The organism is Jeotgalicoccus sp. S0W5, from assembly GCF_011634875.1.
Lineage (GTDB): Bacteria > Bacillota > Bacilli > Staphylococcales > Salinicoccaceae > Jeotgalicoccus > Jeotgalicoccus marinus.
In genome coordinates, this window is sequence record NZ_SIRQ01000003.1 from 216,809 (window position 1) to 241,735 (window position 24,927).

At 36.1% G+C, this 24,927-nt stretch carries 26 protein-coding genes, 1 riboswitch and 1 other annotated feature; of the genes, 20 read left to right on the top strand and 6 right to left on the bottom strand.

What is annotated here, in order from left to right:
• The first annotated feature begins 4 nt into the window (after positions 1-4).
• Positions 5-2,986, top strand: coding sequence for an AAA family ATPase (locus tag EYB29_RS03390; RefSeq protein ID WP_205710590.1), 2,982 nt, complete (start codon positions 5-7; stop codon positions 2,984-2,986).
• Positions 2,987-3,080: 94 nt separating this feature from the next.
• Positions 3,081-3,695: an SCO family protein gene (locus EYB29_RS03395; protein WP_026866516.1), complete on the top strand. Its 615-nt coding sequence runs from the start codon at positions 3,081-3,083 to the stop codon at positions 3,693-3,695.
• A gap of 61 nt (positions 3,696-3,756) precedes the next feature.
• On the opposite strand, the gene EYB29_RS03400 is transcribed toward EYB29_RS03395, so the two are convergent.
• The 5 genes from EYB29_RS03400 to EYB29_RS03420 form a co-directional block, all read right to left on the bottom strand.
• Positions 3,757-4,752, bottom strand: a complete 996-nt coding sequence (locus EYB29_RS03400; protein ID WP_166626592.1) for a 2-hydroxyacid dehydrogenase — start codon at positions 4,750-4,752, stop codon at positions 3,757-3,759.
• A 28-nt stretch (positions 4,753-4,780) separates the two neighbouring features.
• The gene (locus tag EYB29_RS03405; protein WP_166626593.1) at positions 4,781-5,839 is read right to left on the bottom strand and encodes an AEC family transporter; all 1,059 of its coding nucleotides are present in this window, start codon (positions 5,837-5,839) and stop codon (positions 4,781-4,783) included.
• 292 nt (positions 5,840-6,131) lie between these two features.
• Positions 6,132-6,788 carry a hypothetical protein gene (locus EYB29_RS03410; RefSeq protein WP_051220473.1) on the bottom strand — a complete coding sequence of 219 codons (657 nt, stop codon included), beginning with the start codon at positions 6,786-6,788 and terminating at the stop codon, positions 6,132-6,134.
• Positions 6,789-6,801: 13 nt separating this feature from the next.
• Positions 6,802-7,506, bottom strand: a complete 705-nt coding sequence (locus EYB29_RS03415) for a DUF5058 family protein (protein ID WP_026866512.1) — start codon at positions 7,504-7,506, stop codon at positions 6,802-6,804.
• 30 nt (positions 7,507-7,536) lie between these two features.
• Positions 7,537-8,733 (bottom strand): amidohydrolase, encoded by a 1,197-nt coding sequence (locus tag EYB29_RS03420; protein WP_026866511.1) that lies wholly within the window; start codon positions 8,731-8,733, stop codon positions 7,537-7,539.
• A 257-nt stretch (positions 8,734-8,990) separates the two neighbouring features.
• Between EYB29_RS03420 and EYB29_RS03425 the strand changes: the two genes are divergently transcribed.
• From EYB29_RS03425 to EYB29_RS03445, 5 genes are all read left to right on the top strand, one after another.
• The gene (locus EYB29_RS03425; protein WP_026866510.1) at positions 8,991-9,707 is read left to right on the top strand and encodes a prepilin peptidase; all 717 of its coding nucleotides are present in this window, start codon (positions 8,991-8,993) and stop codon (positions 9,705-9,707) included.
• Positions 9,704-10,390, top strand: a complete 687-nt coding sequence (radC, locus tag EYB29_RS03430; protein WP_035856037.1) for a RadC family protein — start codon at positions 9,704-9,706, stop codon at positions 10,388-10,390. The genes EYB29_RS03425 and radC overlap by 4 nt, the downstream gene beginning before the upstream one ends.
• A gap of 10 nt (positions 10,391-10,400) precedes the next feature.
• The gene (locus tag EYB29_RS03435; protein ID WP_026866508.1) at positions 10,401-10,763 is read left to right on the top strand and encodes a hypothetical protein; all 363 of its coding nucleotides are present in this window, start codon (positions 10,401-10,403) and stop codon (positions 10,761-10,763) included.
• A 159-nt stretch (positions 10,764-10,922) separates the two neighbouring features.
• Positions 10,923-12,704, top strand: a complete 1,782-nt coding sequence (locus EYB29_RS03440) for a hypothetical protein (RefSeq protein WP_026866507.1) — start codon at positions 10,923-10,925, stop codon at positions 12,702-12,704.
• A gap of 93 nt (positions 12,705-12,797) precedes the next feature.
• A complete protein-coding gene (locus EYB29_RS03445; RefSeq protein WP_026866506.1) occupies positions 12,798-13,646 on the top strand; it encodes an aldo/keto reductase in 849 nt (282 codons plus the stop codon).
• A 44-nt stretch (positions 13,647-13,690) separates the two neighbouring features.
• Here the strand turns inward: EYB29_RS03445 and chrA are convergent, their stop codons facing one another.
• Complete coding sequence (gene chrA, locus EYB29_RS03450; protein WP_026866505.1) at positions 13,691-14,863, bottom strand: chromate efflux transporter; 1,173 nt, start codon at positions 14,861-14,863, stop codon at positions 13,691-13,693.
• A 116-nt stretch (positions 14,864-14,979) separates the two neighbouring features.
• Between chrA and EYB29_RS03455 the strand changes: the two genes are divergently transcribed.
• From EYB29_RS03455 to ruvA, 13 genes are all read left to right on the top strand, one after another.
• Positions 14,980-15,834, top strand: a complete 855-nt coding sequence (locus EYB29_RS03455) for a putative RNA methyltransferase (RefSeq protein WP_166626594.1) — start codon at positions 14,980-14,982, stop codon at positions 15,832-15,834.
• Positions 15,835-16,162: 328 nt separating this feature from the next.
• A complete protein-coding gene (locus EYB29_RS03460; protein ID WP_026866503.1) occupies positions 16,163-16,651 on the top strand; it encodes a SprT-like domain-containing protein in 489 nt (162 codons plus the stop codon).
• Positions 16,652-16,687: 36 nt separating this feature from the next.
• Positions 16,688-16,790: riboswitch (SAM riboswitch) on the top strand.
• Between the two features lie 58 nt (positions 16,791-16,848).
• A complete protein-coding gene (locus tag EYB29_RS03465; protein ID WP_026866502.1) occupies positions 16,849-17,862 on the top strand; it encodes a methionine ABC transporter ATP-binding protein in 1,014 nt (337 codons plus the stop codon).
• Positions 17,863-17,914: 52 nt separating this feature from the next.
• On the top strand, positions 17,915-18,514 hold the full coding sequence (locus tag EYB29_RS03470; RefSeq protein WP_084145725.1) for a methionine ABC transporter permease: 600 nt from the start codon (positions 17,915-17,917) through the stop codon (positions 18,512-18,514).
• Positions 18,514-19,320, top strand: coding sequence for a MetQ/NlpA family ABC transporter substrate-binding protein (locus EYB29_RS03475; protein ID WP_166626595.1), 807 nt, complete (start codon positions 18,514-18,516; stop codon positions 19,318-19,320). Before EYB29_RS03470 ends, EYB29_RS03475 begins: the two co-directional genes overlap by 1 nt.
• Positions 19,320-20,468, top strand: coding sequence for an aminotransferase class I/II-fold pyridoxal phosphate-dependent enzyme (locus EYB29_RS03480; protein WP_371807494.1), 1,149 nt, complete (start codon positions 19,320-19,322; stop codon positions 20,466-20,468). The genes EYB29_RS03475 and EYB29_RS03480 overlap by 1 nt, the downstream gene beginning before the upstream one ends.
• 71 nt (positions 20,469-20,539) lie before the next feature.
• On the top strand, positions 20,540-21,388 hold the full coding sequence (gene mreC / locus EYB29_RS03485) for a rod shape-determining protein MreC (RefSeq protein ID WP_166626596.1): 849 nt from the start codon (positions 20,540-20,542) through the stop codon (positions 21,386-21,388).
• A gap of 3 nt (positions 21,389-21,391) precedes the next feature.
• On the top strand, positions 21,392-21,910 hold the full coding sequence (gene mreD / locus EYB29_RS03490) for a rod shape-determining protein MreD (RefSeq protein ID WP_026866497.1): 519 nt from the start codon (positions 21,392-21,394) through the stop codon (positions 21,908-21,910).
• 41 nt (positions 21,911-21,951) lie between these two features.
• Positions 21,952-22,022 (top strand) — a sequence feature (ribosomal protein L21 leader region).
• 11 nt (positions 22,023-22,033) lie between these two features.
• Positions 22,034-22,342 (top strand): 50S ribosomal protein L21, encoded by a 309-nt coding sequence (rplU, locus tag EYB29_RS03495; protein WP_026866496.1) that lies wholly within the window; start codon positions 22,034-22,036, stop codon positions 22,340-22,342.
• The gene (locus EYB29_RS03500; protein WP_026866495.1) at positions 22,342-22,662 is read left to right on the top strand and encodes a ribosomal-processing cysteine protease Prp; all 321 of its coding nucleotides are present in this window, start codon (positions 22,342-22,344) and stop codon (positions 22,660-22,662) included. Before rplU ends, EYB29_RS03500 begins: the two co-directional genes overlap by 1 nt.
• An 11-nt stretch (positions 22,663-22,673) precedes the next feature.
• Positions 22,674-22,958, top strand: coding sequence for a 50S ribosomal protein L27 (gene rpmA / locus EYB29_RS03505; protein ID WP_026866494.1), 285 nt, complete (start codon positions 22,674-22,676; stop codon positions 22,956-22,958).
• Positions 22,959-23,043: 85 nt separating this feature from the next.
• Positions 23,044-24,324: a GTPase ObgE gene (obgE, locus tag EYB29_RS03510; protein ID WP_026866493.1), complete on the top strand. Its 1,281-nt coding sequence runs from the start codon at positions 23,044-23,046 to the stop codon at positions 24,322-24,324.
• Positions 24,325-24,333: 9 nt separating this feature from the next.
• Entirely contained in the window at positions 24,334-24,921 is a 588-nt protein-coding gene (gene ruvA / locus EYB29_RS03515; RefSeq protein WP_166626597.1) for a Holliday junction branch migration protein RuvA, read from the top strand.
• Positions 24,922-24,927 lie beyond the last annotated feature (6 nt).

Below are 24,927 nucleotides of genomic sequence, written 5' to 3' on the forward strand. Positions count from 1 at the left end.
ATCAATGAAATATTTCGGCCCTTTTGAAAAAGAAGTTGTCGATTTTCATAGTCTAAACGATAGGTTGTTTTTAATCAGCGGACGAACAGGTTCTGGTAAAACGATGATCTTTGATGCGATTGTTACGGCCCTCTATGGTTCAGCATCAACGACAGGTCGGGATGAGGAATCTCTAAGAAGCCAATTCGCACCAGACGATGCGCCGTGTGAAGTAAGTCTGAAATTTGAAGTTAAAGACCGCGCCTATACAGTAGAGCGTGTCCTTAAGTATCAAAAACCAGGTAACAAATCAGCCACACCACCGAAGGCTGTCTTATATGATGACCAAGGGCAAATCATCGCATCATCCTTAACTGATGTGAGGGATGCAATCGAAGATATTGTAAAATTAACAAAAGCTCAGTTTAGAAAAATCTTAATTTTACCTCAAGGTGAATTTAAGGAACTACTGGTCTCAACAAGTCAGGAAAAACAAGACATATTAAGAACACTCTTTCAAACAGAACGCTTCTTAGATTTTGAGAATAATCTTAGAGATGAGTTAAAGGAACGCTCGAGTGCAGCAGCCCACCTTGATACTCGAATTTCTGAGCTGATTAAATATATAAACACTGAAGAAATTGATATTGATGAGGTCACTGAATTTCCGAATTACGATATGGTTGTGGACTATGTCGACGGGGTCATCTATTCATACGATAAAAAACTCGAAGAATTAAGAACACTCGGTACTAAAAGAAAAGAAGAGGCAGATGAGCTATCAAGACGTCTGCAAGAAAAAATTAAACATAATGAACAAATTGACCGTCTAAACAATTATAAAGGACAATTGACTACTTTAGTTGAACAGTCGGACTTTATCGAAAAAAATCGTCAGACAGTTAAACAGTTTGATGAGACGTCTAAAATCAAATATGAACTATTAAGAAAAAAAGAGCTTGAGACAGCGATAAGTGAAAATAAGGAAGCATTGAATGAAGCGGTTAGTGTTCATGCGAATATTACGGATACATTGAATACTAAGACTGAGACGCTTGAAAGTATAGAACGAGAAAGACCTGAAATTAATGATAGAGAAAAGGTCTATTATAAGCATGAAAGGTTTTTAACTGATACCTACCGAAACCTAAACGATGTTATAGAGCGGTTGACTAAAGATGTTCAGGCAAGATACGAAGAGATTAAAATTCATCAAGAGAAAATTAGTAAGAAAAATGATGTGATAGAACAGATTAGCTATAAAGAAGCTGACTTTTTTGAATCTAAGAGTTTGTTGACTGACAATGGTCATAAACTTGAAGCTATAGAGGATAAGGTGAGACAGGCTGAAAAATCTGAAGCCTTGGTTAAAGAGAGGCAAGATATTGAGGCCAAACTAAGTGATAATAATAAGGAAATTGAGGAGCGTAAAAATGAGCTCGCAAGTTTTTCAGCAAAGCTTGAAAATTATGATGAAGACACCTTGTCTGTCATCAATCACCTGGTTAGTCACTTAGAAGTTGGATTGACTTGCCCAGTCTGTGAGCAGACCGTCATCGAATTGCCTGAGCACGGTGAGTTCACTCAGCAGCATAAGGAAGAGTTTAATGCACTCAGCGAACGCTTAAAGGCGATAGAAAAAGAGAATCAGTCTTTCGTTAATCGTCTCGATGTCATTGAAGAATTATTAAATTCAAGTGAATACCATGATTCGAGTGTGTTTAAAGAAGAAAGAGATAAATTAAGTGCTGACAAAGAGAAGCTAGTCAATCAAGTGGAAACGATTGAAGAGAAACTTAAGGAGAAAGAAGCCTTAAGTCAAGAAGTTGCCGGCTTAAAAGAAGAGGAAGATCAATTGACAAAATCTCTTTCTCAAAAAGAAGCTGACTTAAAAAACGAACAAAATAAGAAAGCTGAATTCACTGAAGTCACAGATTTTGAAGACTATGAATCCTTTAAAAATCATATGGATAGTGAGTATGAAACGCTAAATGCCTATCAGAAAAATTACGCTGAGGTGAAGGATGAGGTCAACCAGCTTTCTTCAAGTTTAAAATTAGCTAAGTCTAAGATTGAATCAAATGAAAAAGAAAAAGTGAAGTACCAAATCGAACAAGATAAACTCTCCACCACTATTAATAATTTCCTAACCTCAAGTGATTTTAACGAAGAAGAGGAATTATACGACCTTGTTCATAATCCAAATATTGAAGATAAAAGGCGAGAGGTCAAGCAGTATGACGATCAGAAAATGACCTTACAAGCCTACATCAAAGAAGTTGAAAGCGTACTGACAAGTAAGGATTCTATCAATATTGAAGGAGATCAGGCCGCCTTAAAAGAAGCGGATGATTCCTTAAGTCGGGCAAGAGAATTTTATGCAGAAGTCAGGACCAAGCGTCAGCAAAACGAAGATATTAAAGTGAAACTGTCTGACTTAATCACTGAACATCGTCAATCTTATGAGTTCTATATGAAATTAGTAGAACTGACAGAAGCAATTCAAGGAAAAAAAGGCCAGAAGGTGTCATTAGAGCGTTATGTCTTAATTTATTACCTAGATCGTATTCTAGATATTGCCAATATTCGTTTACTGAAGATGACCAATCATCGTTATAAATTACAAAGAAGTACGAAGCGGACGAATCGTTATAGTGGCTTAGATATTGAAGTGTTTGATTACTACAATAACCAAGAACGTAATATAAACACACTTTCTGGCGGGGAAACTTTCCAAGCATCTCTTGTTCTTGCACTTGCTCTAAACGAAGCACTCCAACAAGAGTCTGGTGGTATTCAACTGGACACTATGCTCATTGATGAAGGCTTTGGTACTTTAGACCAGGAAACTTTAGAGGTTGCGATAACAACATTAATAGACCTCCAAACGTCAGGCAAAACAATCGGTATTATTTCACATGTTGAAGAACTTAAAGATAGAATGGAGAACATTTTAACGGTCAGTCCGGAAAATGGGAAGAGTACAGTATCTATCACAAGCTTATAGTCAATGAAAAGTCATAAATATAGTAAAATTGACCCTCTTGTATTCTAGAATTCTGATAAAATTAATTTAGATATGAAACTGAGGAGGGAGTCACTTGAAAAAGTGGTTACTAGTCATCTTACCGGTCTTATTAATCTTATCGGCTTGTACTTCAGGTGCGATTGAACCAATGAGCCGCTATGGCGATGAAATTCAGGATTTTGAAGTGACGAATCAGGACGATGAGACCTTCACACGTGAAGACATGGATGGAAAAGTTTGGCTGATGAATTTTATGTTCACAAACTGTGCTACAGTATGTCCGCCGATGACTCAAAATATGACAGATGTAACAAATGCACTTGAAGAAAAAGGCATTGAAGACTATGGAGTAATGAGCTTTACGGTAGATCCTGAAACCGATCAACCTGATGTATTAACAGAGTATTCGAGCTGGTACGATATACCAGAAAGTACAGAATGGCAATTTTTAACGGATTATGATTACGACTTCATCAGAGGTTTTGCTGAAGATAACTTTAAGACTATCGTTGCACCACCACCAGAAGGTAGTAACCAAGTTACACACGGTACATCATTTTACTTAATCGATGAAGATGGAACGATACTTAAAGACTACGCTGGTGTTGATTCTGGAGATAATCAATTCCCATTAGAAGAAATTGTTTCAGATGTTGAAAAATTAGTTGACTACAACAGTGAAAATTAAAATCTGTAAAGATAAAGAGTGGCTAGGTTCATTAAGAATCTAGCCACTCTTTTCTTAAATATTAAACTAAGTTATCACATTGTCCTGTTTCTATGACTTCATAGAAGTTTTCAAAGCTAGTTTCAATCATATTAGATAGGGCTTCGTCAGTGTTTGAACCGATATGTGGTGTGACGAGTACTCTAGGGAAGAGTGCAAGTAAATCCTCAACGCTTTTATCAGGAAGCGGATTTTCATCAGTGAATTTCTTAAAGAAGACATCTTGTTCATTTGGCATAACATCTGTTCCGAACCCACGAAGTGTATCATTTTTAATTGCTTTTATAATCGCTTCATTATCCTGGAGTTCCCCGCGTGCTGTATTAATTAAGATTGCATCGTCTTTCATCTGACTGATGAAATCTTCATTAATCATACCATCATTTTCATTTGGAATATGTGGAATGTGCATACTGACGATATCGCTATTTTTAAGCAATTCTTCAGCTGAAACAAATTCGACGACTTCTTTTGCTGCTTCACTAGGATATAGATCAAAACCGAAGACTTTAGCCCCTAAGCCCTTGAATAATTTTGCTTCTGTTAGACCTATTTTTCCAGTTCCATATACGCCAACTGTACAGTTTCTAATTTCTCTACTAAACATTTCTGGTACGACTCTTAAGTCTTTTTCTTTGGTACGATCTAGTGTGAACGGAAGATTTCTAAGTAAATTCATCGCTAACATAACAGCAAGTTCTGCAATAGCATTAGGTGAATATCTCGGTACTCTTGCGACCTTGATATTTAAGTCTCTTGCAGCATCTAAATCTATGTGAGAGTACCCAACAGTTCTTGTGAAGACGTAGTTGATGCCTTTGTTTTTCATAAATTCTAGGGCTTGACGGTCACCTTTACAGTTTGCTCTTAGGAGTACAGAATCGTGTCCCTTTACTGTGTCTAAGTTATCATCAGTTAATAGCGCCTCGATTAGAGTTAATTCGAAATTATATTTATTTAATTGCTTAAAATATTCAACTTCATTCGGTCTAACACCGTATGCGATTAGTTTTATCATTATATAAATTCCTTTCTAATTTTAGATTTTAAAATATGCCTAAGTTACCAATGATGTTTAATACTACCAACCAAGTTGGTATCATTATAACTGCCGCTAGTGTAGATAAAAGTGAAGCGTTAGATGCGAGTATTGCTTCTTTTTCAAAGTTAATTGCATAGGCGACTGCTACTGTAGCAGCAGGGGTTGCCATCATTACAATCATTGTTGTAACTGCATCAATATCGAACACTAAAATGCCAGTTAGAGTTGTTAAAAAGAATACTGCTAAGTTAATGGCAGGCACTGCAATTGTTTTAACACCTGCGTAGTACCAAGAAGCTTTAGATTTTGCAGCTTGTGAAATATTAATTTCAGCTAAAGTTGCCCCGATTGATAACCAGGCGAGTGGTGATGCGAGACGTGCTAAGTATTCCATTGGTGCATACAACCAAGGTAGTGTTTGGTCAATTCTTAAGAATGCAACTTCCCTTGCAGTTTCAGTTTCAGTTGCTGCAACTGTAACTTGTGGTAAGTAGTCTTGTAAAAGCCAGATTGCAAGACCTAAGAATGTTGCAATAACAATTGGGTTTAAGAACATTGTTTTTAAGTTTCTAAGCTCCATTTTTAAGCCGCTCATACGGATATATGCATAAGAATATAGGAAAATACGGTATCCAATGTTAAAGATATTTGCATAGATTACACCGATAGGACCGAGTATTGCACTGACAATCGGAATCCCGAAGAATGTTGTTGATCCAAAAATAGATAATACTTCTAAAGTCGTTTTACGGTCTCCAGTAAATTTTGCATAGAATGGTTTCATTGCAAACATTAATACGATATACATTAATATTCCCCAGATTAAAACGTTTAAGCCTTGTGCGAGTTGCTCGCCATCAATGTCTGTCATAAATGCCGTAAAGGCTAGGGTAGGTAGACCAACAGTTAAGACAATTTTTGATAACGTCTTACCGACATTCTCATTGAAAATGCCTCGCTTTCTACAGAAAAATCCAAGTAAAATAATAAGAATAGTTGATGCGATGGCACTTAAGAAGCCCATATCAGTAAATGTTAAGACGATAACTTCCCAAAGGTTCATTGTGTTTCCTCCTCATATTGTTATTTTTTTCACAATGTTTAATTCACTTAGTATTCTATACTGGATTATACTTTTTGGGAAGACTTTATGTGAAAAAAATAACAATATTTTTTGTGCAGATGTAACAAAAATTATAGGAATGAATATAAAGGGGGACTTTTTAAAAGACTTATCACCGAAAAGGATTAAAGCGGTGATAAATGAGCACAATTCAAAGGACTTATCACCAAAACAAACAAAAGTGGTGATAAGTGAGCACTAGTCAGATCACTTATCACCATCTATTATTTATTTATTCACTTGCAGTGTTATCTTTGTTCCTAATTTTCCCTATTAAGAGCATGATCCCGACTAATATAATAATGCAGAGTACATTTTTCGTAAATAGTGGAATGGGGGCCGCATTAATAAGAATTCCAATAACTAATGCGAGTACACCATAGAGTGGAAACTTACCAGCGAATTGAGCAAGTACAGCCCCGAAAATTGCTGGTAGGACAAATGGAAAGACTTCTTGAACACTTTCTGGAATGACAGTTAGTAGCCAAAGTCCACCTAGTATAACTGGAATCAAAATAATCTTATTTACAAGAGAGGCGGCACTTATACCTAGAGTACCAATAATCTCTCCTTCATCTGTACCTGGTTTTACACCGACAGCTTCCTGACATGATGCAACTGCAGGTAAACACATATTTGAAATATTACCTGTAAAGAAAGCAACGTAGGTACCAGAAACCCCGAGAACAGGGAAGTACATAATTGGTTCTAGGAACCATACAATTGCAACGACCGCAGCATAGGCAAGAAAACTATTTAATATTAATGAGAAACCTGGATGATAACCCATCACAAAAGATATATATATAGGCAATGCAAATGATATTAAAATTGCAATGCCTAATGTGATTTTTCCCCATTTATGTGAGGCATTTCTAAATTCCTGCATGATTAACCTCCATTTATATAAAGAAGTAAACTGCGACTAAACTAATGAGGATAGAGAATCCTAATGACCATTCTTTTAGCCAGTTAATTCCTTTTTTATTGGCAATATAGTTAAATGTTAACGATGAGATAATTGCTACAATTGCAGTGAATATATATGGTGCGCCTTTAATCATTTCAGCTCCTGTTAGAGAACCGAAAACTGCAATCATTGCACCACTTGCCACAATCCCCATCAGATATTCCCCTTTGGGTTTTGAAGTTAACTTAGTCTGAATCCTACTTAAGTATGGTGTCGCAAAGAAAGTAAAGATCATCCAACCGGCGCCACCGATACATAAGGTCCATACTACAAGGTTAAAAATCTCGGGAGAGAAACCATCACCTGCTAAGGTCACACCTGCAGATTGCGCGGATAGCTGCGCACCCATACTTTCGATTGGTGCAGAGCCAATCACACCAATTCTCATCATCGTTAATGGATTACCTATGAGTGATATTAAGGAAACAGCAACGATAATAATACCAATAGAAGGTCCGATAGCTGTTATACTTCCAGTCTTTACTGCACGTTTAATATCTGTTTCAGAAATACCAACATCTCGAGCTGCTTTTTTCGATAAGGATAAAAATTTGATTGCCTGAAATATTACCAAGACTATTATTGCACCAGCAAAAGTCCATACAACTGGTGAATTAGCGAAATCCATTCCTGTCATTTAAGACGCCCCTTTGTTTATCTATATGTTTTATTTTTCTAAGCGATCTAAGACAACTTGACCAAGTACTTTTGCACTGATTAAGAGTGAGCCCTCGTGCACCTTAAATTTAGGGTGGTGGTTCGGATAAACATCCTCTAGTTCAACACCATCTGGTTTGGCACCGACTTGGATGAAAGTGCCTGGTATTTTTTGAGTATAGAATGAAAAGTCTTCTGAACCACTTGAAGGTTTAGGATGAGAAATTGTATCGAAATAGTCACCGACGTTTTCACTTAAAATTTCTTCGACTTGCTCTGTCTCTTTTGGATGATTATAAGTCACTGGATAGTCATAGACATAATCTAATTCACAAGTAACATCAAATGAACTTTCAATACCTGTAGCAATTTTCTTCATTGCCTCATAAGCAGGTACCTTATTCTTTTCATCTAGATAACGGACTGTTCCTCTTAAGGTGACTGAATCTTGAATCACATTATAACCACCTGGTGCATCAAAGGCAGTGACAGAAACGACGACACTATCCATCGGATCCATGCGTCTAGAGACAATAGTCTGTGCCTCAGCGACAAAATATGCACCAGCAACGAGTGCATCATGTGTTGTGTGTGGCATGGCACCGTGACCACCATAACCTTGAATTTTAAGATCATAGTTTGAGCGGCCTGCCATAGCATTACCAGATATAAGACCAATTTCACCAAGTTCTAACATTGGGAAGATATGAATGCCGTAAACTTCATCTAGATCATCTAAAATACCTGATTCCACAATACTTTTGGCACCACCTGGTGGCACTTCTTCAGCATGTTGATGAATAAGCTTAATTTTGCCTTTCCACTCATCTTTTAATTCGATTAACGCCTTACCTAAATAGAGTAGGTAAGCAGTATGTACATCATGGCCACACGCATGCATGACACCATCATTTGTCGATTTAAATTCAACATCTGCTTCTTCTTGTATAGGTAGCGCGTCAAAATCTGCACGTAGTCCAATTGTTTGTCCAGGGCCATTACCCTCTATTTCAACGATGATGCCGTAACCGTTTCCAACATGGGTCGTAACTTTAACATCTTCACCCTTATAAAAATCTTCAATATACTTGGCAGTGTTTTCCTCTTTAAAAGAAAGTTCTGGGTTAGCATGCAGATGACGTCTTGTTTCAATCATAGCTGCTTCACTTTCTTCTAATTTTTTAAATAATTTGTCTTTCAAACTCATTTGTATATCCTCCTTTATATTTATGAATTTAGTCTATCACTGGATTTTAGAATAGACAAATAATTCTTTATATTTGAATAATATATTTAAAAATAACAATATTTCTATTTTTGTCTGTAATTTTAAGAAAATTGTCGTGATTTTTAGATAAAACAATGAAACTGTAGTGTTTTTCATACAATTTTGGAATTACTGCTTTTTTACAACAATTTAAATAGAGAATATATTGGATTTAAATCAATTAGAGGAGGACATTTATGCTTTTAATCATGACAATGGGTGGTGTGTTAGCTTCTTTTATGTATGCTTTAACTCAAAATAGTCATATCAACTTTTTAACTAGACGGAGTTCATGTGATTCATGTGACAGAACTTTAAACGTAATAGATCTTATTCCAGTTGTCGGCTTTTTAATAAACAGAGGGAGATGTAAAGCATGTAATACAAAAATATCAATCAACTATTTCTTTGTTGAGCTTATAATGATCAGTTTGTTTTTATTGCCGACTATTACGCCATTAGCCTATGATAATTTAGTTCTATATTACTTACTCGTCAGTATATTAATACCACTCTCAATATATGATTATGAAACGATGTTAATTCCCTTGCACATGCTTTTAATATTGTTAGTTACCGGTTTGTTCCTCACGAATTTTATAAACTTTGATCCTTTCCTTGACTTGATAATCGTTGGCTTACTCCATATCTTTTATTTCATTTTAAAAGATAAGATTGGGTATGGTGACATACAGCTGTTCTCTGTCTTGACTGTAATTACCCCTCTAGATTTTTTTATCTTTTCCTTTTTGTTTACCTATATTATCGGTGGGATTGCCGTTATTGTATTAGATTTAATCTCTAAAAAACGCCTTGTAAAAGTGCCTTTAGTTCCTTTTATTGCGACGAGCCTTATCATTACTTTCTTCCTATATATTGACTACAATGATATTTACTTTGGAGGACACCTATGACCAGCGAATTAATGATTAGAGAAATGCATGATTCCGATAAACCTCGTGAGCGATTGCTCTTATATGGTCCGGATAAACTTACTAACCAGGAATTACTCGCAATACTCATTGCAACAGGTAATAAAAATGAATCAAGTCTATCTTTAGCTGCAAAAATACTTAAAGATTTACCTTCTATTAGAGAATTAAGAGAACTGACTTATGAAGAACTAACCTCAATTAAAGGAATTGGCAAGGTAAAGGCGATTACAATACTTTCATTTATAGAACTTGCTATTCGTATGCATACACATTCTAGAGAGGAAGAAAAATTTATTCGATCACCTAAAGATGTATCAGATATATTGATGGAAAAAGTCAGGTTCTATAATCAAGAGCATTTTATCGTCCTATTTCTAACGACTAAAAACATGGTCATTGAAGAAAAAACTTTATTTATAGGATCTTTGAATTCAAGTATTGTACATCCAAGAGAAATCTTTCGTGAAGCAGTGAAAAGAAGTGCTGCAGCGTTTATTTGTGTGCACAATCATCCCAGCGGAGATCCGACTCCATCAAAGGAAGATATTGAAGTAACAAAAAGATTAAAAGATTGTGGAGACCTTATTGGTGTGGATTTTTTAGATCATATTATAATTGGAGATGGTAAATACATCTCCTTAAAAGAAATGTCTTATATATAAGGAGTATACTATGGGATTAGATATGTATTTAGTACTAGAAGATCGAACGACAAAAGAGCAAATTGAGTATGCATATTATAGGAAATTTAACGCACTGCAGGGTTACTTTGAATCAAATTATAATATTGAAAATCCTGGGGTCATAGAACTTACGATGGATATAATTAATGATGTCTATATCAGGTTAAACGAAATACGTTATGCACCAGAAAAAGCAAATTTAATTCTACCCACCTATGCTGGTCCATTTTTTGGACGAATGACTTACGATCGTTTATATCACTCTTATATAAACCAAGCAGCTAATGATTTTTATCATGCAAAATTCATAGACTACAGTAAATATAAATTATACTATTCATCCAATTGGTAGGATAAAGACCAGTGTAGAACACCATCTACACGGGTCTTTTTAAATGAATATAATCAATTATGAATGAAATATGTCAAAAATGTGATAATTCTGGTTTGTTAGATAGAAATTTAGGGGATTATTTAATATAAAAGTGTATTTTTAAAATATTAAAAGGGGATGTTTGCCATTAAATACTTGGTTCTATTACTATCTAGTTTCTGGTTTTTCGGTGGAGAGGGTGACAGTGATAACACTTCAAACATTTTGGTGCAACAGCTAGACAACAAAGATGATGAAAGTGAGGAAACAGAAGCTTCTAAAGAAGACGAGGAAGCTGAGGATGAAGCCGACCAAGAAACTGGAGTCGTCGGTTCAAGAAAAGTATCTAGTGAAATGACAGAAACTACCTTAACTGGTCCTGATGATAAGGAAATTACAGCACTTTTTGAAAATAATGCTGAACCGATTGAGGCATTTGAAGATGCGGAGGAAGCGGATGTAGACCTTGAAGATGTCTTAAAACCGAAAGATGAAGTCACAAGCTATTATTCTGAAACTTTCATGTTGATTAACGCATTTGAAGCTGAGTCTGATGAGCCAGCTGATACAGATTTAATTGGTTTGACTGCAGAAATCAACGAAGAGGATGAACTTCAAGTTTACTCAGGTCAGTGGTATCAAGAAGATGAGTTCATCTACCCATATGCATATGCAGATAGTGACACTTTACTTTATATAACTGAGGATAAATGGACGGATATAACAGGTGAAGCTGAAGCAGAAGAAATATATTACGGTACGTATTCAAGCGTTTACGATGCATTAATGGAAAGTGAGGATGTCATAGAAATTTTTGAAGATGATGATAATTATTATTTAATTAATGTCGGTCAAGAAGAAGTCCTTCATGAGACATTTGGTTCGATTTATGAAGTCGAGTTCCAAAATGCAGATGAGGAATCACAAAATAATGCAGTACTTGCAATAGTTGATAAAGACTCAAATGAAGTTAGTGACCTCACCTACATTAGTAATGCCAAAGGTTTAGCTGAAGGGATAGAACTACAAATCGAAGTTGCTGCTAAGTTTGATAATTACGGCGACTACGACGATGGTGTGACAGAACCTACTGAAGGTGAGGAAATTGAAGTTGGTGAACAGAGTAGCGAAAATCGAAGTGGTGTTGATGCATCGAGTACTGGAAAAGTTGAAGGAGAAACTTTGACAGGTAAAGATGGTGCAGAAATTAATTCTGTTCAAGAAAATAACCAAGGCTTATCAACAGCACTTGAAGAAGCTGAAGATACGGATGTTGAAATTGATGAAATCTTTAAAGATAAAAGCGAGATTTATTCTTATTACTCAGAGTTTGATGCAATGGTACGCTTAATCGGTGAATCTGATGATGAACAGAGGGAAGAAACGGTTAAAGCAACTGCTGAAATTTATGAAGTCGAAGATGAATTAGAAGTTTACTCTGAAGTTGCGAATAATGGCGAGGACTTAGAACCATCTGTTTATGCAAGTGAAGAAATTTATTTCCAATATGATGGAAGTAAATGGAATGATCTGTCTACAGAAGGGAATGTAGAAGACGTTTATAATCCCACATATAGTAATATGTATGATGTCTTCATGGAAAACCAGGAACTACTCGATGTTAAAGTAGATGATGACTATTATTATCTTTATAACATCTCAAATGATATGGAAATTCATGATACATTTGGTCAGATATTTGGAGCAGAAATCAATAATGGTGTTGAAGATGAACAAGTGAATGCCATCGTTGGTGTTTTAGATAAGGAAACAAATGAATTGAGTCAAGTAACCTATATCTCTACAGCACCATCTCAGAATGGTGAGGGTGCAATACACTTAGAAATGTCTGGTATATATAAAGATTATGGAAAATTTGATGATGATGGTATAACTGTTCCTGACGAGATATACGAATAGGATGAAATAATTATGACCAAGTTCTTAAAATTTAAAGTACTTGGTCTTTAATATTGTATAATAATAGTAAACATAAGCAAGGTGGGAGAAAATATGGAATTCGTGACATTAAATAATGGTGTTGAGATGCCAATAGAAGGTTTTGGTGTCTTTCAAATTGAACCGGAAGAAACTGAGAAGTGTGTACTAGATGCAATAGAAGTTGGATATAGACACATTGATACAGCAGCCACCTATGGCAATGAACGTGGTGTTGGTACTGCAATTAAAAAATCAGGTATTGATCGTAAAGATTTATTTATTACTAGTAAATTATGGGTGGAAGATCAAGGTTATGAATCAACTTTAAAGGCATTTGAGAAATCCCTAGAGCGTTTAGGGACCGATTATTTAGATTTATATTTAATTCATCAGCCATTCGGGGATTATTATGGTTCATACCGTGCTATGGAAGCATTGTATAAGCAAGGAAAAATTAAAGCGATTGGGGTTTCAAACTTTGATTCCGCACGATTAGTTGATTTGATTATGAATAATGAGATTGTACCTCAGATTAATCAAATAGAACTACATCCATTTTTACAACAAAAAGAAGCAATCAAGGTGATGAAAGAATATGGCGTTCAAGTAGAGTCATGGGGCCCTTTAGCAGAAGCTAAACATGGTATTTTAGAAGAAAAAGAATTACAAGATATCGCACAGAAGCATAAAAAAACCGTTGCACAGGTCATCCTTAGATGGCACCTCGATAATGGTATCGTTATTATTCCTAAGTCTGTAAATAAAGATAGAATGATTGAAAATCTAGATATCCACGATTTTAATCTAGACAGTGCTGATATGAGAATCATTGAAGCTTTTGATGGAAGTCAAAATAAAATTGTGGATCATACTGATATCAATATTGTGATTGGTATGAATAAATCAAAGACACCAGAGTGAATGTAAAATCCCTGAATGCCAATATTGGTATTCAGGGACTTACCTTATAAGAAAGAAATTAATATACCACCAATTGCACCACTAACCACAATGAGCCAAGGTGGAGATTTTAAGTAATTCAACATGACAAATAGTATTGCAGCTAAGGCGAAATCTGCTGGTTGATTAATGGCAGAAGTTGAGATTGGTGTGTAAAGTGCAGCAATTAAAATACCAACCACTGCTGCATTAACCCCCATTACAGCCCCTTTAGTTTTAGCATGATTTCTTATCATATCCCAGAAGGGCAGGCTGCCTAAAATAAGTAAAAATGCTGGTAGGAATATTGCGAATGTTGCAAATAAGCCACCGAGCCAGCCATTCATAACAGTGCCGAGGTATGAAGCGAAGGTGAAAAGCGGTCCTGGAACTGCTTGAGTTGCCGCATAGCCTGCTAAAAATGCCTCTTGTGAAATCCAGCCCATTGGTACAAGTTCTTGCTCTAGAAGTGGTAAAACAACGTGACCACCTCCAAAAACCAAGGAGCCAGCACGATAAAAGCTGTCAAAAACAGATACCCAATAATTTCCCGTAAATTCTCTTAACATGGGTAGTAAGAATAACAATATAAAAAATAAACTTAAACAGATGATAGAAAAAGTTTTGTTAACTGGGAACAAAGTTCTTTTCGTATCAGCTTCATGGTCCTTAAATATTAAAAATCCAAGCAGTGCAGCAATTAGAATGACGCCAACTTGTGTAATAACTGATGGAAAGATAAGTATAATAACAACGGCTAAGAGCGCAATCAGTTTTCGACTTAAATCAGGCGTTAAATTTTTAGCCATGCCAAGTATTGCATGTAAGACGATGACTACTGCAACAATTTTTAAGCCTTGAATCCAAGCTGCATCAGCAATATTGAAGGTTGTTAAAAGACTAGCAAAAATAATTAGTGCAATGACTGAAGGTAAGGTGAATCCTAAAAATGAGATGATACCACCTAAAACGCCACCTCGCATGACACCGACTCCGATACCTACCTGACTGGACGCGGGACCAGGTAAAAATTGAGAAAGTGCGACAAGATCAGCATAACTCTTTTCATCCATCCACTTTTTACGCTCGACATACTCGGTATGAAAGTAACCGAGGTGTGCAGAGGGTCCACCAAAAGAAGTTAAGCCTAATCTTGTGGACACTAAATATATTTCAAGTAATAGCATGAATCGCTTCATTTAATCCTCCTTAAAAACTTGTTTTTGTGTAGAATACCATTTAAAGTTATTGAGTACTATAGAAATTTATATTCTTTTACAATTCATAATGTAATTGAAATAAAGTAGGTGAATTAATGAAAAAGAGAGAAATTGCAGCGCTTGGTTTTCAGAAATTAGAATCGAATCTACAGTGTCCGATTTGTAGTGCTGATTTAAATGTCGTCGATTCAAATCGTTTAGTGTGTGTAAAACGTCATAGTTATGACTTAGCAAAACAAGGCTACGTCAATATGCTGCAAAAACAAGTATCTTCGATGTATGATCAAGACTTATTTGATGCGAGGTATAATATTATATCAGTTCATAATCTTTACAAAATAATTCATCAAAAAGTTGCTGATATAATTAATGCACTTCCAAATGAAAACCGCCTTATTTTTGATGCAGGTTCTGGTGAAGGTTCACATTTACGTTCAATTATAAAACTAGTTGATAAAGATAACACTCATGGTATTGGATTAGATATCTCAAAAGATGGTGTTTTACTCGCGAGTAAAAACTATAGTCATGAAAACTGGGTGGTCGGAGATTTAAGTCGTACACCGTTTAAAGAGAGTAGTATAGATGTAATCTTAAGCTACTTATCTCCTGCGAATTATGAAGAATTTCAACGTATTTTAAAGCCGAACGGCATACTGATCAAAGTTATTCCGGGTAGCAAGTACTTAAAAGAAATTAGAGAAACTTTAGCTGGTGATAGTCAAGAATATGAGAATACGGATACCTTGGAATTAATGAGAAATAAAGTAGATGTTATTTCCGAAGAGAGAATAACATATGAAGTTGAACTGGCTAGCGTCGCTTTAAAAGATTTAATAAAGATGACCCCGCTCGGTTGGCACGTAAGTCAGCAAGAGATTAAAGATTTTACTGAAACAAGCAGTAAAATAATTACTGTAGATTTACACATTATTCAAGCGAAATATTGAAATAACTGTCATTGTAATCTTATCAAACTGCGTTATAATACTGTTTATGGGCTATTATTTGAAATATTTGAGCTTATATTACAAAGATATTACAAACATAATTATTTCACATTAAGGCTTGAAATAACCCAAAGATTAAAATATAATGAAAATATATTAAGAAATACATAACAGAACGACCTATTAATTTATAGCTATACTTCATATTATTAGCTCAATCGTTCTTTGATAGTGCCTTTGGCCTAGATATCATATTATATTATTTATCTGTTAGGGAGACTTCGAGTCTCTCTTTTTTTATGACTATTTATAAGTAGTGGTGAGTAAGGTGGACGAAAAAGAATTATTAGAATATGCAGTAGCATTCTCTAAGAAGCATTTTAATGTGGATTTTAATATTTCACTAAGAATCTCAAATAGAATGACTGCAAAGCTTGGCGCTTTTGTAATTAAGACGAGACACAACAGGGTTATTAACGAAGAGATTGTCATGTCGAAAACCTTTATTGACAATAATCCGAGGCACGTAATTCTTGATGTCCTACACCATGAATGTGTGCATTTTTGTCTATATCGACTAAACAAACCTTACCGAGATCAAGATGATTATTTTAAGAATACACTCAAGAAGCTCAACATTTCATTAACAAGAACCTATAGATACAAAGGCATTTTACATCATTATCAATGTATGCACTGTAATTATAAATTTACTAAACGTATGAAGGGCTATGAGAAGCGGTATGTCTGTGCAGGTTGTCATTCGAGATTTGCTTATCTCGGTCAAAGTAATGAGTCGCCTTATATTGACTTTTAGAATTAAATCATATAGTATTACTCTAAATTGAATATGAAATTATCAAGAGAGATGGAGGGTCGGGCCCTATGAAGTCTCAGCAGCGGGCTTATTTAAGTACTGTGCTAAATCCTGCAGGCATCGGCTTGGAAGATAATCAAACATCGCCATTTGTCTACATGATGAATGGTTTTTTTATTTTAAAGAGGAGGTAGATCATGAGCATAAAATTGGAGAGCGTTTCAAAAACCTATCAATTAAAAGGTCGTAAGGTTGAAGCATTAAAAGAAACATCATTAGAAATTAAATCAGGTGAGATTTTTGGTTTAATCGGATATTCAGGTGCAGGTAAATCTACTCTTGTTAGACTAATCAACTTATTAGAACAACCAACAACGGGTTCTGTAACAGTTGCTGGTGAAGATTTAACAAAGCTCACTAAGCATGAACTCAGACAGAAACGACAGAAAATTGGCATGATATTTCAGCAGTTTAACCTCATTGAATCTAAGACCGTTTATGAAAATATTGAGTTTGTCTTAAAAGCTTCAAAATTTGATAAAAAGAACAGAACAGCCCGTATCAAAGAACTATTGGAACTGGTTGGTCTTGGAGACAAGGCTGAAATTAAATCATCAAATTTAAGTGGAGGGCAAAAGCAAAGAGTCGGTATTGCTCGTGCACTTGCAAATGATCCTGACATTTTGCTTTGTGATGAAGCAACAAGTGCCTTAGATCCAGACACGACTAAGAGTATTCTTAAATTATTGAATCGAATCAATAAGGATTTAGGTATTACGATTATCGTTATTACTCATGAAATGGAAGTCATCAAAGAGATTGCAGACCGGGTCGGTGTAATGTCTAAAGGCGAAATTTTAGAAATGGGTCATACTTACGATGTCTTTAGTCATCCTAAGCATGAAATTACTAAAGACTTTGTTCAAGAAATTTATAATTTTGAAGTCCCTAATCAGTTTAAGGCAACGCGTGAGAATCAAGTGATTACAATACAGTTTCTCAGTGAAAATGCAGAGGAAAATTATCTCAACAAACTCTACCGTAATTTTGATTTAAACATAAGCATCTTAAATGGACGTATTGAATACATTAAGGATCAACCACTTGGTTTTTTAATGTTCCAAGTGACTGGTAAAGAAGAAGAAATTAATAGACTGAAAAGTCATATTGACCAGACGAACGGCATAGAAAGGGTGGGTTACATTGGATAGTTTCAGTCAGTTATGGCCAATTTTATATAAAGCATTACTTGAGACCGTACAAATGGTTTCTATTTCAATATTTTTTGCAGTGTTATTAGGCTTACCACTTGGTATCCTTTTATATATTACACAGCATCCACTCCTTTTTAGAATTAAATCTTTAAACAGTGTTCTTGGATGGGTGATGAATATTATACGGTCATTCCCTTTCATTATCTTAATCGTTGCGATAATGCCTTTTGCAACTTGGTTAGTCAATGATTCACATGGGCCAGTATTTGCAAGTGTGGCCTTATCAATAGCTGCAGTACCACTATTTGCCCGACTCGTTGAATCTAGTTTCAACGGTGTTAAGGACGGAGTGATTGAAGCGTGTATTGCTGGTGGCGCTTCAATTTTCTTAATCGTTACGGATGTTTTGTTACCAGAAGCGAAAAAGAGTATTACCCAAGCGATTACGCTAACAATTATTTCAATTATTGCTTTCTCAGCGACTGCAGGCGTTGTCGGTGGTGGTGGTGTAGGTGACCTAGCCATACGCTACGGTTATTACCGTTATGACACATTAACGATGATTGTGACAGTGGTTGTCTTAATCATTATCGTACAAATTGTTCAGTGGGTCGGCGACCGACTTGCAAACAGAGCGGAGGATAAGTAATGAGAGGTATTATAACATTTTTAATTGGTACACTTTTTGTCATCGTTCTAACAACAGTTTTACTCCATGAGGATGAAGGTGAAGTGATTACTATTGGTGCATCTAGTGGACCATTTGCTGATATGGCAACCTATGCTTTAAAACCAGTACTGGAAGATTCAGGTTATTCAGTTGAAGTTATTGAGTACAGTGACTATATTCAACCCAATAATGCTCTAGCCAATGGTGATATTGACGCGAACCTCTTCCAAAATGTTCTCTTTATGGATAGTTATAATGAAGAAAATAATACTGAATTAAAGAATATCATTCAAGTACCTACGGCGCCCATGGGGCTATACAGTGGAACATTCGACAGTATAGAAAGTATTACTTCGGGAAGTGAAGTGGCTCTGCCTTTAGACCCTGTTAATGCTTCACGAGGTTTCTTAACTTTACAAGATGCTGGCCTCATAACTATTAGTGAAGATGCTGATATGTTTGCTATTGAAGAAGCAGACATTATTGATAACAAGAAAAACTTAGAATTTATCTTCCAAGATGCTGGTCAACTTCCTAGAAGTGTCGATCAGATTGGTCTGTCTCTAGTGCCTGGGAACTTTGCACTTGCGAGTGATATGAAGCTAGAAGATGCTTTGTCATTAGAGAATATGAACGAATATTTTAGAAATCAAATAGTGATTAATGGTGAAGACGCTGGTAGCAAAATGGAGGAAGACCTTATCAATGCTGTAGAATCAGACGAATTTAATGAAGTCATTGATGCGGATTTCCAAGGTTTCGATAAACCAAAAGAGGATGAATAATGGCGAGTGATTTATTGAATAGTTTAAGTCCGAGCTACTTTTCTAGCATGATGAACAAAAAATTAGAAACAGGGGAAAAACCACTCTTAAATCTAGCAGTGGGTATCCCTGATGGTCTAACACCAAAAGTTATTACTGATGCTGTTAAGGTTGCGATTGATAAGGAAGAAAACCAAAAATATGGTGCTTTTCGTGGTAAAGAAGAATTGAAAACCAGTATTAAAAACTTTTACAAGAGAACTTATGATGTCGATTTAAATGATGAGAATATCGCAATTTTATTTGGTACTAAAAACGGCTTGGTTAATTTCCCACTCGCACATTTAAATCCTGGTTCTGGAATTATGTTGCCAAACCCAGGATATGCCGATTACATTACAGCTGTTGAATTAGCTGGTGCAAAGGCCATTGATATGCCTTTACTTGAAGAAAATGATTATCTACCAGATTTCGATGCCCTAGAAAGAGAACTTAAAGAGACGGATTTAATTTATTTAAACTATCCTTCTAATCCAGTCGGTGCAGTTGCAACAAAAGAGTTTTTCGACGAAACAATTGATCGCTTCAGAGGTACGAATGTAAAGATTCTTCATGATTTCGCCTATGCAGCATTTGGTTTTAACGAACAACATCCGAGCATATTAACGAGTGATAAAAATCTTGAACAATCCATTGAAGTCTACTCACTGTCAAAAGGATTTAATATGTCAGGTTATCGTATAGGATTTGCTGTCGGCAATAAGGACATGATTGAAAGCATTAATAGATTCCAAGATCATACAAATGCTGGTGTCTTTGGTGTCACTCAGGATGCAGCAGTGGCAGCCTTAGATCATGCAGATGAACTGATACCAAAACAAAATGAAATCTTTAACAAGAGAAAGACATATATTAATGAAGCTTTAAGTGCATTAAATATTCCAATTCAGCATATCGACGGGGGTATCTTTGGTTGGATTAAAGTACCGGACGGATTTACAGGTGAAACATTCGTTGAGTATTTATTAAAGGATCAGTCGATTTTGACTACGCCGGGTATTCCATTCGGTAGCCGAGGGACGTATTATATTAGAATATCTTTAGCCGTAGAGGATTCGATATTACAAACTTTTGTCGACAGGCTAAAAGAGATTAAAAATCTCTGGTAAGTTTAGTGCTAGTCCCTTATTAAATGTGTTATTATTTATTTCAGATATATTTTATTGGGGGCGGACGGAGAGTGACTAAGTTTTTTAATAGAAACCGCTTGCTCATCGTATTATTTGGGATCATTGTTTTGATTGCCTTAATAGGGTTTTCATTAACAGACCGTAGTACGACGACAAAAGCTGAACAATTTACTGGCGATGCGGTCGCAACTACACAAGAAACCGTTAATGCACCATTTGGTTTTATCGGCAATATATTTTCAAATTTTTTTAATATGTTTGGTGCAGTTGAAGAGAATGAAGAATTAAAAAAACAACTAGATATGTTACCGCAACTACAGGCGGATAATGAGCGGTTAACTGAAGAGAACCAAAAGCTTCAAGAAGCCCTAGACGTTAGTTCTAATATGGATTATGAAACAATTAATGCAAATGTCATTTCAAGGTCCCCTGACCAGTGGTTAAACTCTTTTACTATTGATAAGGGTGAGAAAGATGGTCTAAAAGAAGGTATGGCTGTATCGACTTCTAAGGGATTGATTGGTATTGTTAATAGGGTGAACGGTGGTTCAGCCTTTGTGGAGATTATTTCATCCAATGCGTCTCAAAATAACCTATCTGTAGAGGTCAAACATGGTGACGAGACAGTTTATGGTAACATTAGAAATTTTGATACAGACAAAAATGTTTTAGTCATCGAAAACATTAAAAATCAGGTAACGATAGAACAAGGTGATGAGGTCTATACTTCTGGATTAACAGGTTCTTTACCTGAAGGTATTGTAATCGGTCAGGTAGTAGAAGTAGAAAATGATGAGTATGGTCTGAGTCAAAATGCTTACGTCCAAATGAACAGCGACTTAAATGACGTGGATACGGTGTTTGTTTTAAAACGAGATCCTGAATCATTGGAGGACTAAATCATGCAGATGATTGTCATCTTCATCTTGGGAATTATACTCATGTACATCGATATGACATTTACAGCTTTTAGTCCCATGATGTTGTTTGGTGTTGAGGTATACTTTGTACCTAAGTTCTTATTTATGTATATTTTACTTCTCACTATTTATGCGGGACCAAAAGTAAGCATGTTTTTCGCGCTACTGTTCGGCGTCATGCTCGATGTCTATATCGGTTCGATTTATGGGATCTATAGTTTTGGGTTTATTGCTTTTGTTATATTCATGCAAACAGCATTTCGCGTATTTTACCGTGACTTTGTAGCTATGGCTTTTGTTGTATTGCTGAATTCGTTTTTCTTTGATTTATATCAGTATCTTATCTATCGTATTTTAGAATTTATTTCTATGCCATTCTTTGATTATATTGCCTTAAGAGCAATACCGAGTGTATTGGTTAATGCGATTATGTTTACAATTATATATGTCTTAGCCATACAAACAGCAAAAGTGAGAAAAGAATTACGTAGTAACAATTGACATGGTGGTACAAAATTTGTATAATACAGTAGTTGATGAAAAGTGAACATCAACCGCTCATATATAGGTCTAAGCGGGAAACCCACCTATAATGGCGTGTCTTAAAAAATAGGAGGTGTAAGTATGTTTGCAATCATCGAAACAGGTGGAAAACAAGTAAAAGTTGAAGAAGGACAATCAATCTTCGTTGAAAAAATCAACGCTGAAGAAGGTGCTTCATTCACATTTGACAAAGTACTTTTTGTTGGTGGAGACAGTGTTAAAGTTGGTGCCCCAACAGTTGAAGGTGCTACTGTTGAAGCAACGGTTGAAAAACACGGTCGCGGCAAGAAAATCAACATTATCAAGTTCAAACGTAGAAAGAACTATAGCCGTAAGCAAGGTCACCGTCAGCCGTACACGAAATTAACAATCGGCAAAATCAACGCATAATGATTAAAGTTATCATCGCACGTAACAGTGAGTCACAGATTACCGAATTTACTATGACAGGTCACGCGGACTATGATGTCCACGGTAAGGATCTAGTTTGTGCAGGTGCTTCGGCAGTTGTTTTCGGTTGTGTCAATGCACTATTTGCACTCACTGCAAGTGAACCTGACGTCGACATGGCGGATGATGGCGGATACTTAAGTATGAAACTTGAAAATCCGGATGACGACAAAGTTCAATTGATTTTGGAAACTATGATTGTTTCATTGAAGACTATTGAATCAGAATATACGGAATTTATAAAACTTGAATACAAGTGAGGTGTATTTACATGCTAAAATTAGACTTACAGTTCTTCGCATCGAAAAAAGGTGTAGGTTCGACTAGAAACGGTCGTGACTCAGAATCAAAACGCCTTGGTGTCAAAAGACAAGACGGTCAATTCGTAACTGGAGGATCTATTATCTTCCGTCAACGCGGAACTAAAATTCACCCAGGTGAAAACGTAGGACGCGGGGGAGACGACACACTATTCGCTAAAATCGATGGTGTTGTTAAATTCGAACGTGTTGGACGCGACAAAAAACGTGTTTCTGTATACCAGGAAGCGAAATAAGACTATTGTGGCATCAGCTTCTGCTGATGCCTTTTTTTATGAGTGCTATAATATAAATTAGAGAAAAATACATGGAGGTGAATCTATGTTTATAGATTACGTATCCGTCTTTTTAAAGGCTGGTAATGGTGGTAATGGCTTAGTTGCTTACCGCCGAGAAAAGTATATACCGCTGGGTGGACCAGCAGGTGGTGATGGTGGTAATGGTGCAGACATTATCATGGAAGTTGACGAAGGTCTTAGAACTTTGATGGACTTTAGATTCCAGCGTCATTTTAAAGCAACTCACGGTGAAAATGGTATGAATTCTAATATGCACGGAAAAAATAGTGCACCGTTAGTATTAAAAGTACCACCAGGTACAATTATTAAAAATAAAGAAACAGGTGAGACACTTGCTGACTTAGTTGAACATGGTCAACAAGCAGTCATCGCTAAAGGTGGACGCGGCGGCCGTGGAAACTCAAGATTTGCGACCAGTCGTAATCCAGCACCTGATTTTGCCGAAAACGGTGAACCAGGAGAAGAATTAGAAGTTACTATGGAACTTAAAATGATGGCAGATGTGGGTATAGTCGGTTTTCCAAGTGTAGGTAAATCAACATTGCTTGGAACTGTATCACAAGCTAAACCCAAAACAGGCGACTATCATTTCACAACCTTACAACCCAACTTAGGTGTAGTGTCTACACAGGATGGACGTACATTTGTCATGGCAGATATGCCGGGATTAATTGAGGGTGCATCAGATGGTACTGGTCTTGGTCATCAGTTCCTGAGACACATTGAGCGTACAAAAGTGCTCGTTCATGTTATTGATATTGCTGAGGTAGATGGTCGGGATGCGATTAGTGACTATAAGACGATTCGCCAAGAGATGGAACTGTTTAATGCAGAACTTCTAAATCTTCCTGAAGTTATTGCTTTAAATAAAGTTGAATTAATCGATCACGATAATGAAATTATCAATCATTTTAAGGCTGGCATTGACTCAGATAGTGATATTGTGGAAATATCAGCAGCAACAGGTGAAAACCTAGATGAATTACTTTATAAAGTTGCAGGCTTACTTGAGAGTCAACCTGTAGTGAAAGAAGAAATCGAAACGGAAAGCCGTGTAATTTACCGACACGAAAAAGATCCTGATCGCTTTGAAATTACTAGAGATGACGACGGTGCTTATGTCGTATCTGGACACTCGATTGAACGTCTCTTCATGATGACTGACTTTAACCGAGAAGCAGCGGTACGTCGTTTTGCAAGACAGATGCGTACAATGGGAATTGATGATGCCCTTCGTGAACGTGGCATTAAAGCAGGAGATATCGTTCGTATATTAGGCGGAGAGTTTGAATTTGTAGAATAGGTGAATATAATGTACCAATATATAAAAGGACAACTCACAGAAGTAAAACCGACAGGTGTCACTGTCGAAAACAGTGGTATTGGCTATCATTTATTAGTCGCGAATCCATTTCGTTTAGAGCAGTATATTAATACGGAAGTTAAAATTTACACTGAGTTTATAGTGCGTGAGGATGCACAGTTACTATACGGTTTTATGGCTGAGGATGAAAAGTCCTTGTTTAATTCACTCTTGAAAGTAACTGGAATTGGTCCGAAGAGTGCGCTTGCAATTCTTGCGTCGGCTTCACCGAGTGATATCATTCGTGCCATAGAAAACGAAGATAGTGTCTTTATGCAGAAGTTTCCTGGTATCGGTAAAAAAACGGCGAGTCAAATTATCTTAGACTTAAAAGGCAAACTGCAAATTACTGACAATGTTGAAGAGACCAATAAGTCTGTGACTACTAATGATTATCTAAGTGAAGCACTCTTAGCCCTAGAGGCTTTAGGCTACTCGAAGAGAGAACTGACAAGAGTTGAAAAGAAACTTGCTGATGAATCATTGGAATCAGTTGATGCTAACGTAAAACGAGGCTTAAACTTATTATTAAACTAATGGTAG

Bases quoted from the DNA above. Each gene is read 5' to 3' on its own strand.
- EYB29_RS03465 (WP_026866502.1), top strand. From the start codon at position 16,849: ATGAGCATAAAATTGGAGAGCGTTTCAAAAACCTATCAATTAAAAGGT.
- EYB29_RS03405 (WP_166626593.1), bottom strand. From the start codon at position 5,839: ATGAACCTTTGGGAAGTTATCGTCTTAACATTTACTGATATGGGCTTC.
- rplU (WP_026866496.1), top strand. From the start codon at position 22,034: ATGTTTGCAATCATCGAAACAGGTGGAAAACAAGTAAAAGTTGAAGAA.
- rpmA (WP_026866494.1), top strand. From the start codon at position 22,674: ATGCTAAAATTAGACTTACAGTTCTTCGCATCGAAAAAAGGTGTAGGT.
- radC (WP_035856037.1), top strand. From the start codon at position 9,704: ATGACCAGCGAATTAATGATTAGAGAAATGCATGATTCCGATAAACCT.
- EYB29_RS03435 (WP_026866508.1), top strand. From the start codon at position 10,401: ATGGGATTAGATATGTATTTAGTACTAGAAGATCGAACGACAAAAGAG.
- EYB29_RS03445 (WP_026866506.1), top strand. From the start codon at position 12,798: ATGGAATTCGTGACATTAAATAATGGTGTTGAGATGCCAATAGAAGGT.
- mreD (WP_026866497.1), top strand. From the start codon at position 21,392: ATGCAGATGATTGTCATCTTCATCTTGGGAATTATACTCATGTACATC.
- EYB29_RS03425 (WP_026866510.1), top strand. From the start codon at position 8,991: ATGCTTTTAATCATGACAATGGGTGGTGTGTTAGCTTCTTTTATGTAT.
- EYB29_RS03415 (WP_026866512.1), bottom strand. From the start codon at position 7,506: ATGACAGGAATGGATTTCGCTAATTCACCAGTTGTATGGACTTTTGCT.
- EYB29_RS03470 (WP_084145725.1), top strand. From the start codon at position 17,915: ATGGTTTCTATTTCAATATTTTTTGCAGTGTTATTAGGCTTACCACTT.
- EYB29_RS03480 (WP_371807494.1), top strand. From the start codon at position 19,320: ATGGCGAGTGATTTATTGAATAGTTTAAGTCCGAGCTACTTTTCTAGC.
- EYB29_RS03475 (WP_166626595.1), top strand. From the start codon at position 18,514: ATGAGAGGTATTATAACATTTTTAATTGGTACACTTTTTGTCATCGTT.
- EYB29_RS03390 (WP_205710590.1), top strand. From the start codon at position 5: ATGAAATATTTCGGCCCTTTTGAAAAAGAAGTTGTCGATTTTCATAGT.
- EYB29_RS03500 (WP_026866495.1), top strand. From the start codon at position 22,342: ATGATTAAAGTTATCATCGCACGTAACAGTGAGTCACAGATTACCGAA.
- chrA (WP_026866505.1), bottom strand. From the start codon at position 14,863: ATGAAGCGATTCATGCTATTACTTGAAATATATTTAGTGTCCACAAGA.
- EYB29_RS03410 (WP_051220473.1), bottom strand. From the start codon at position 6,788: ATGCAGGAATTTAGAAATGCCTCACATAAATGGGGAAAAATCACATTA.
- EYB29_RS03400 (WP_166626592.1), bottom strand. From the start codon at position 4,752: ATGATAAAACTAATCGCATACGGTGTTAGACCGAATGAAGTTGAATAT.
- EYB29_RS03455 (WP_166626594.1), top strand. From the start codon at position 14,980: ATGAAAAAGAGAGAAATTGCAGCGCTTGGTTTTCAGAAATTAGAATCG.
- ruvA (WP_166626597.1), top strand. From the start codon at position 24,334: ATGTACCAATATATAAAAGGACAACTCACAGAAGTAAAACCGACAGGT.
- EYB29_RS03440 (WP_026866507.1), top strand. From the start codon at position 10,923: ATGTTTGCCATTAAATACTTGGTTCTATTACTATCTAGTTTCTGGTTT.
- EYB29_RS03420 (WP_026866511.1), bottom strand. From the start codon at position 8,733: ATGAGTTTGAAAGACAAATTATTTAAAAAATTAGAAGAAAGTGAAGCA.
- obgE (WP_026866493.1), top strand. From the start codon at position 23,044: ATGTTTATAGATTACGTATCCGTCTTTTTAAAGGCTGGTAATGGTGGT.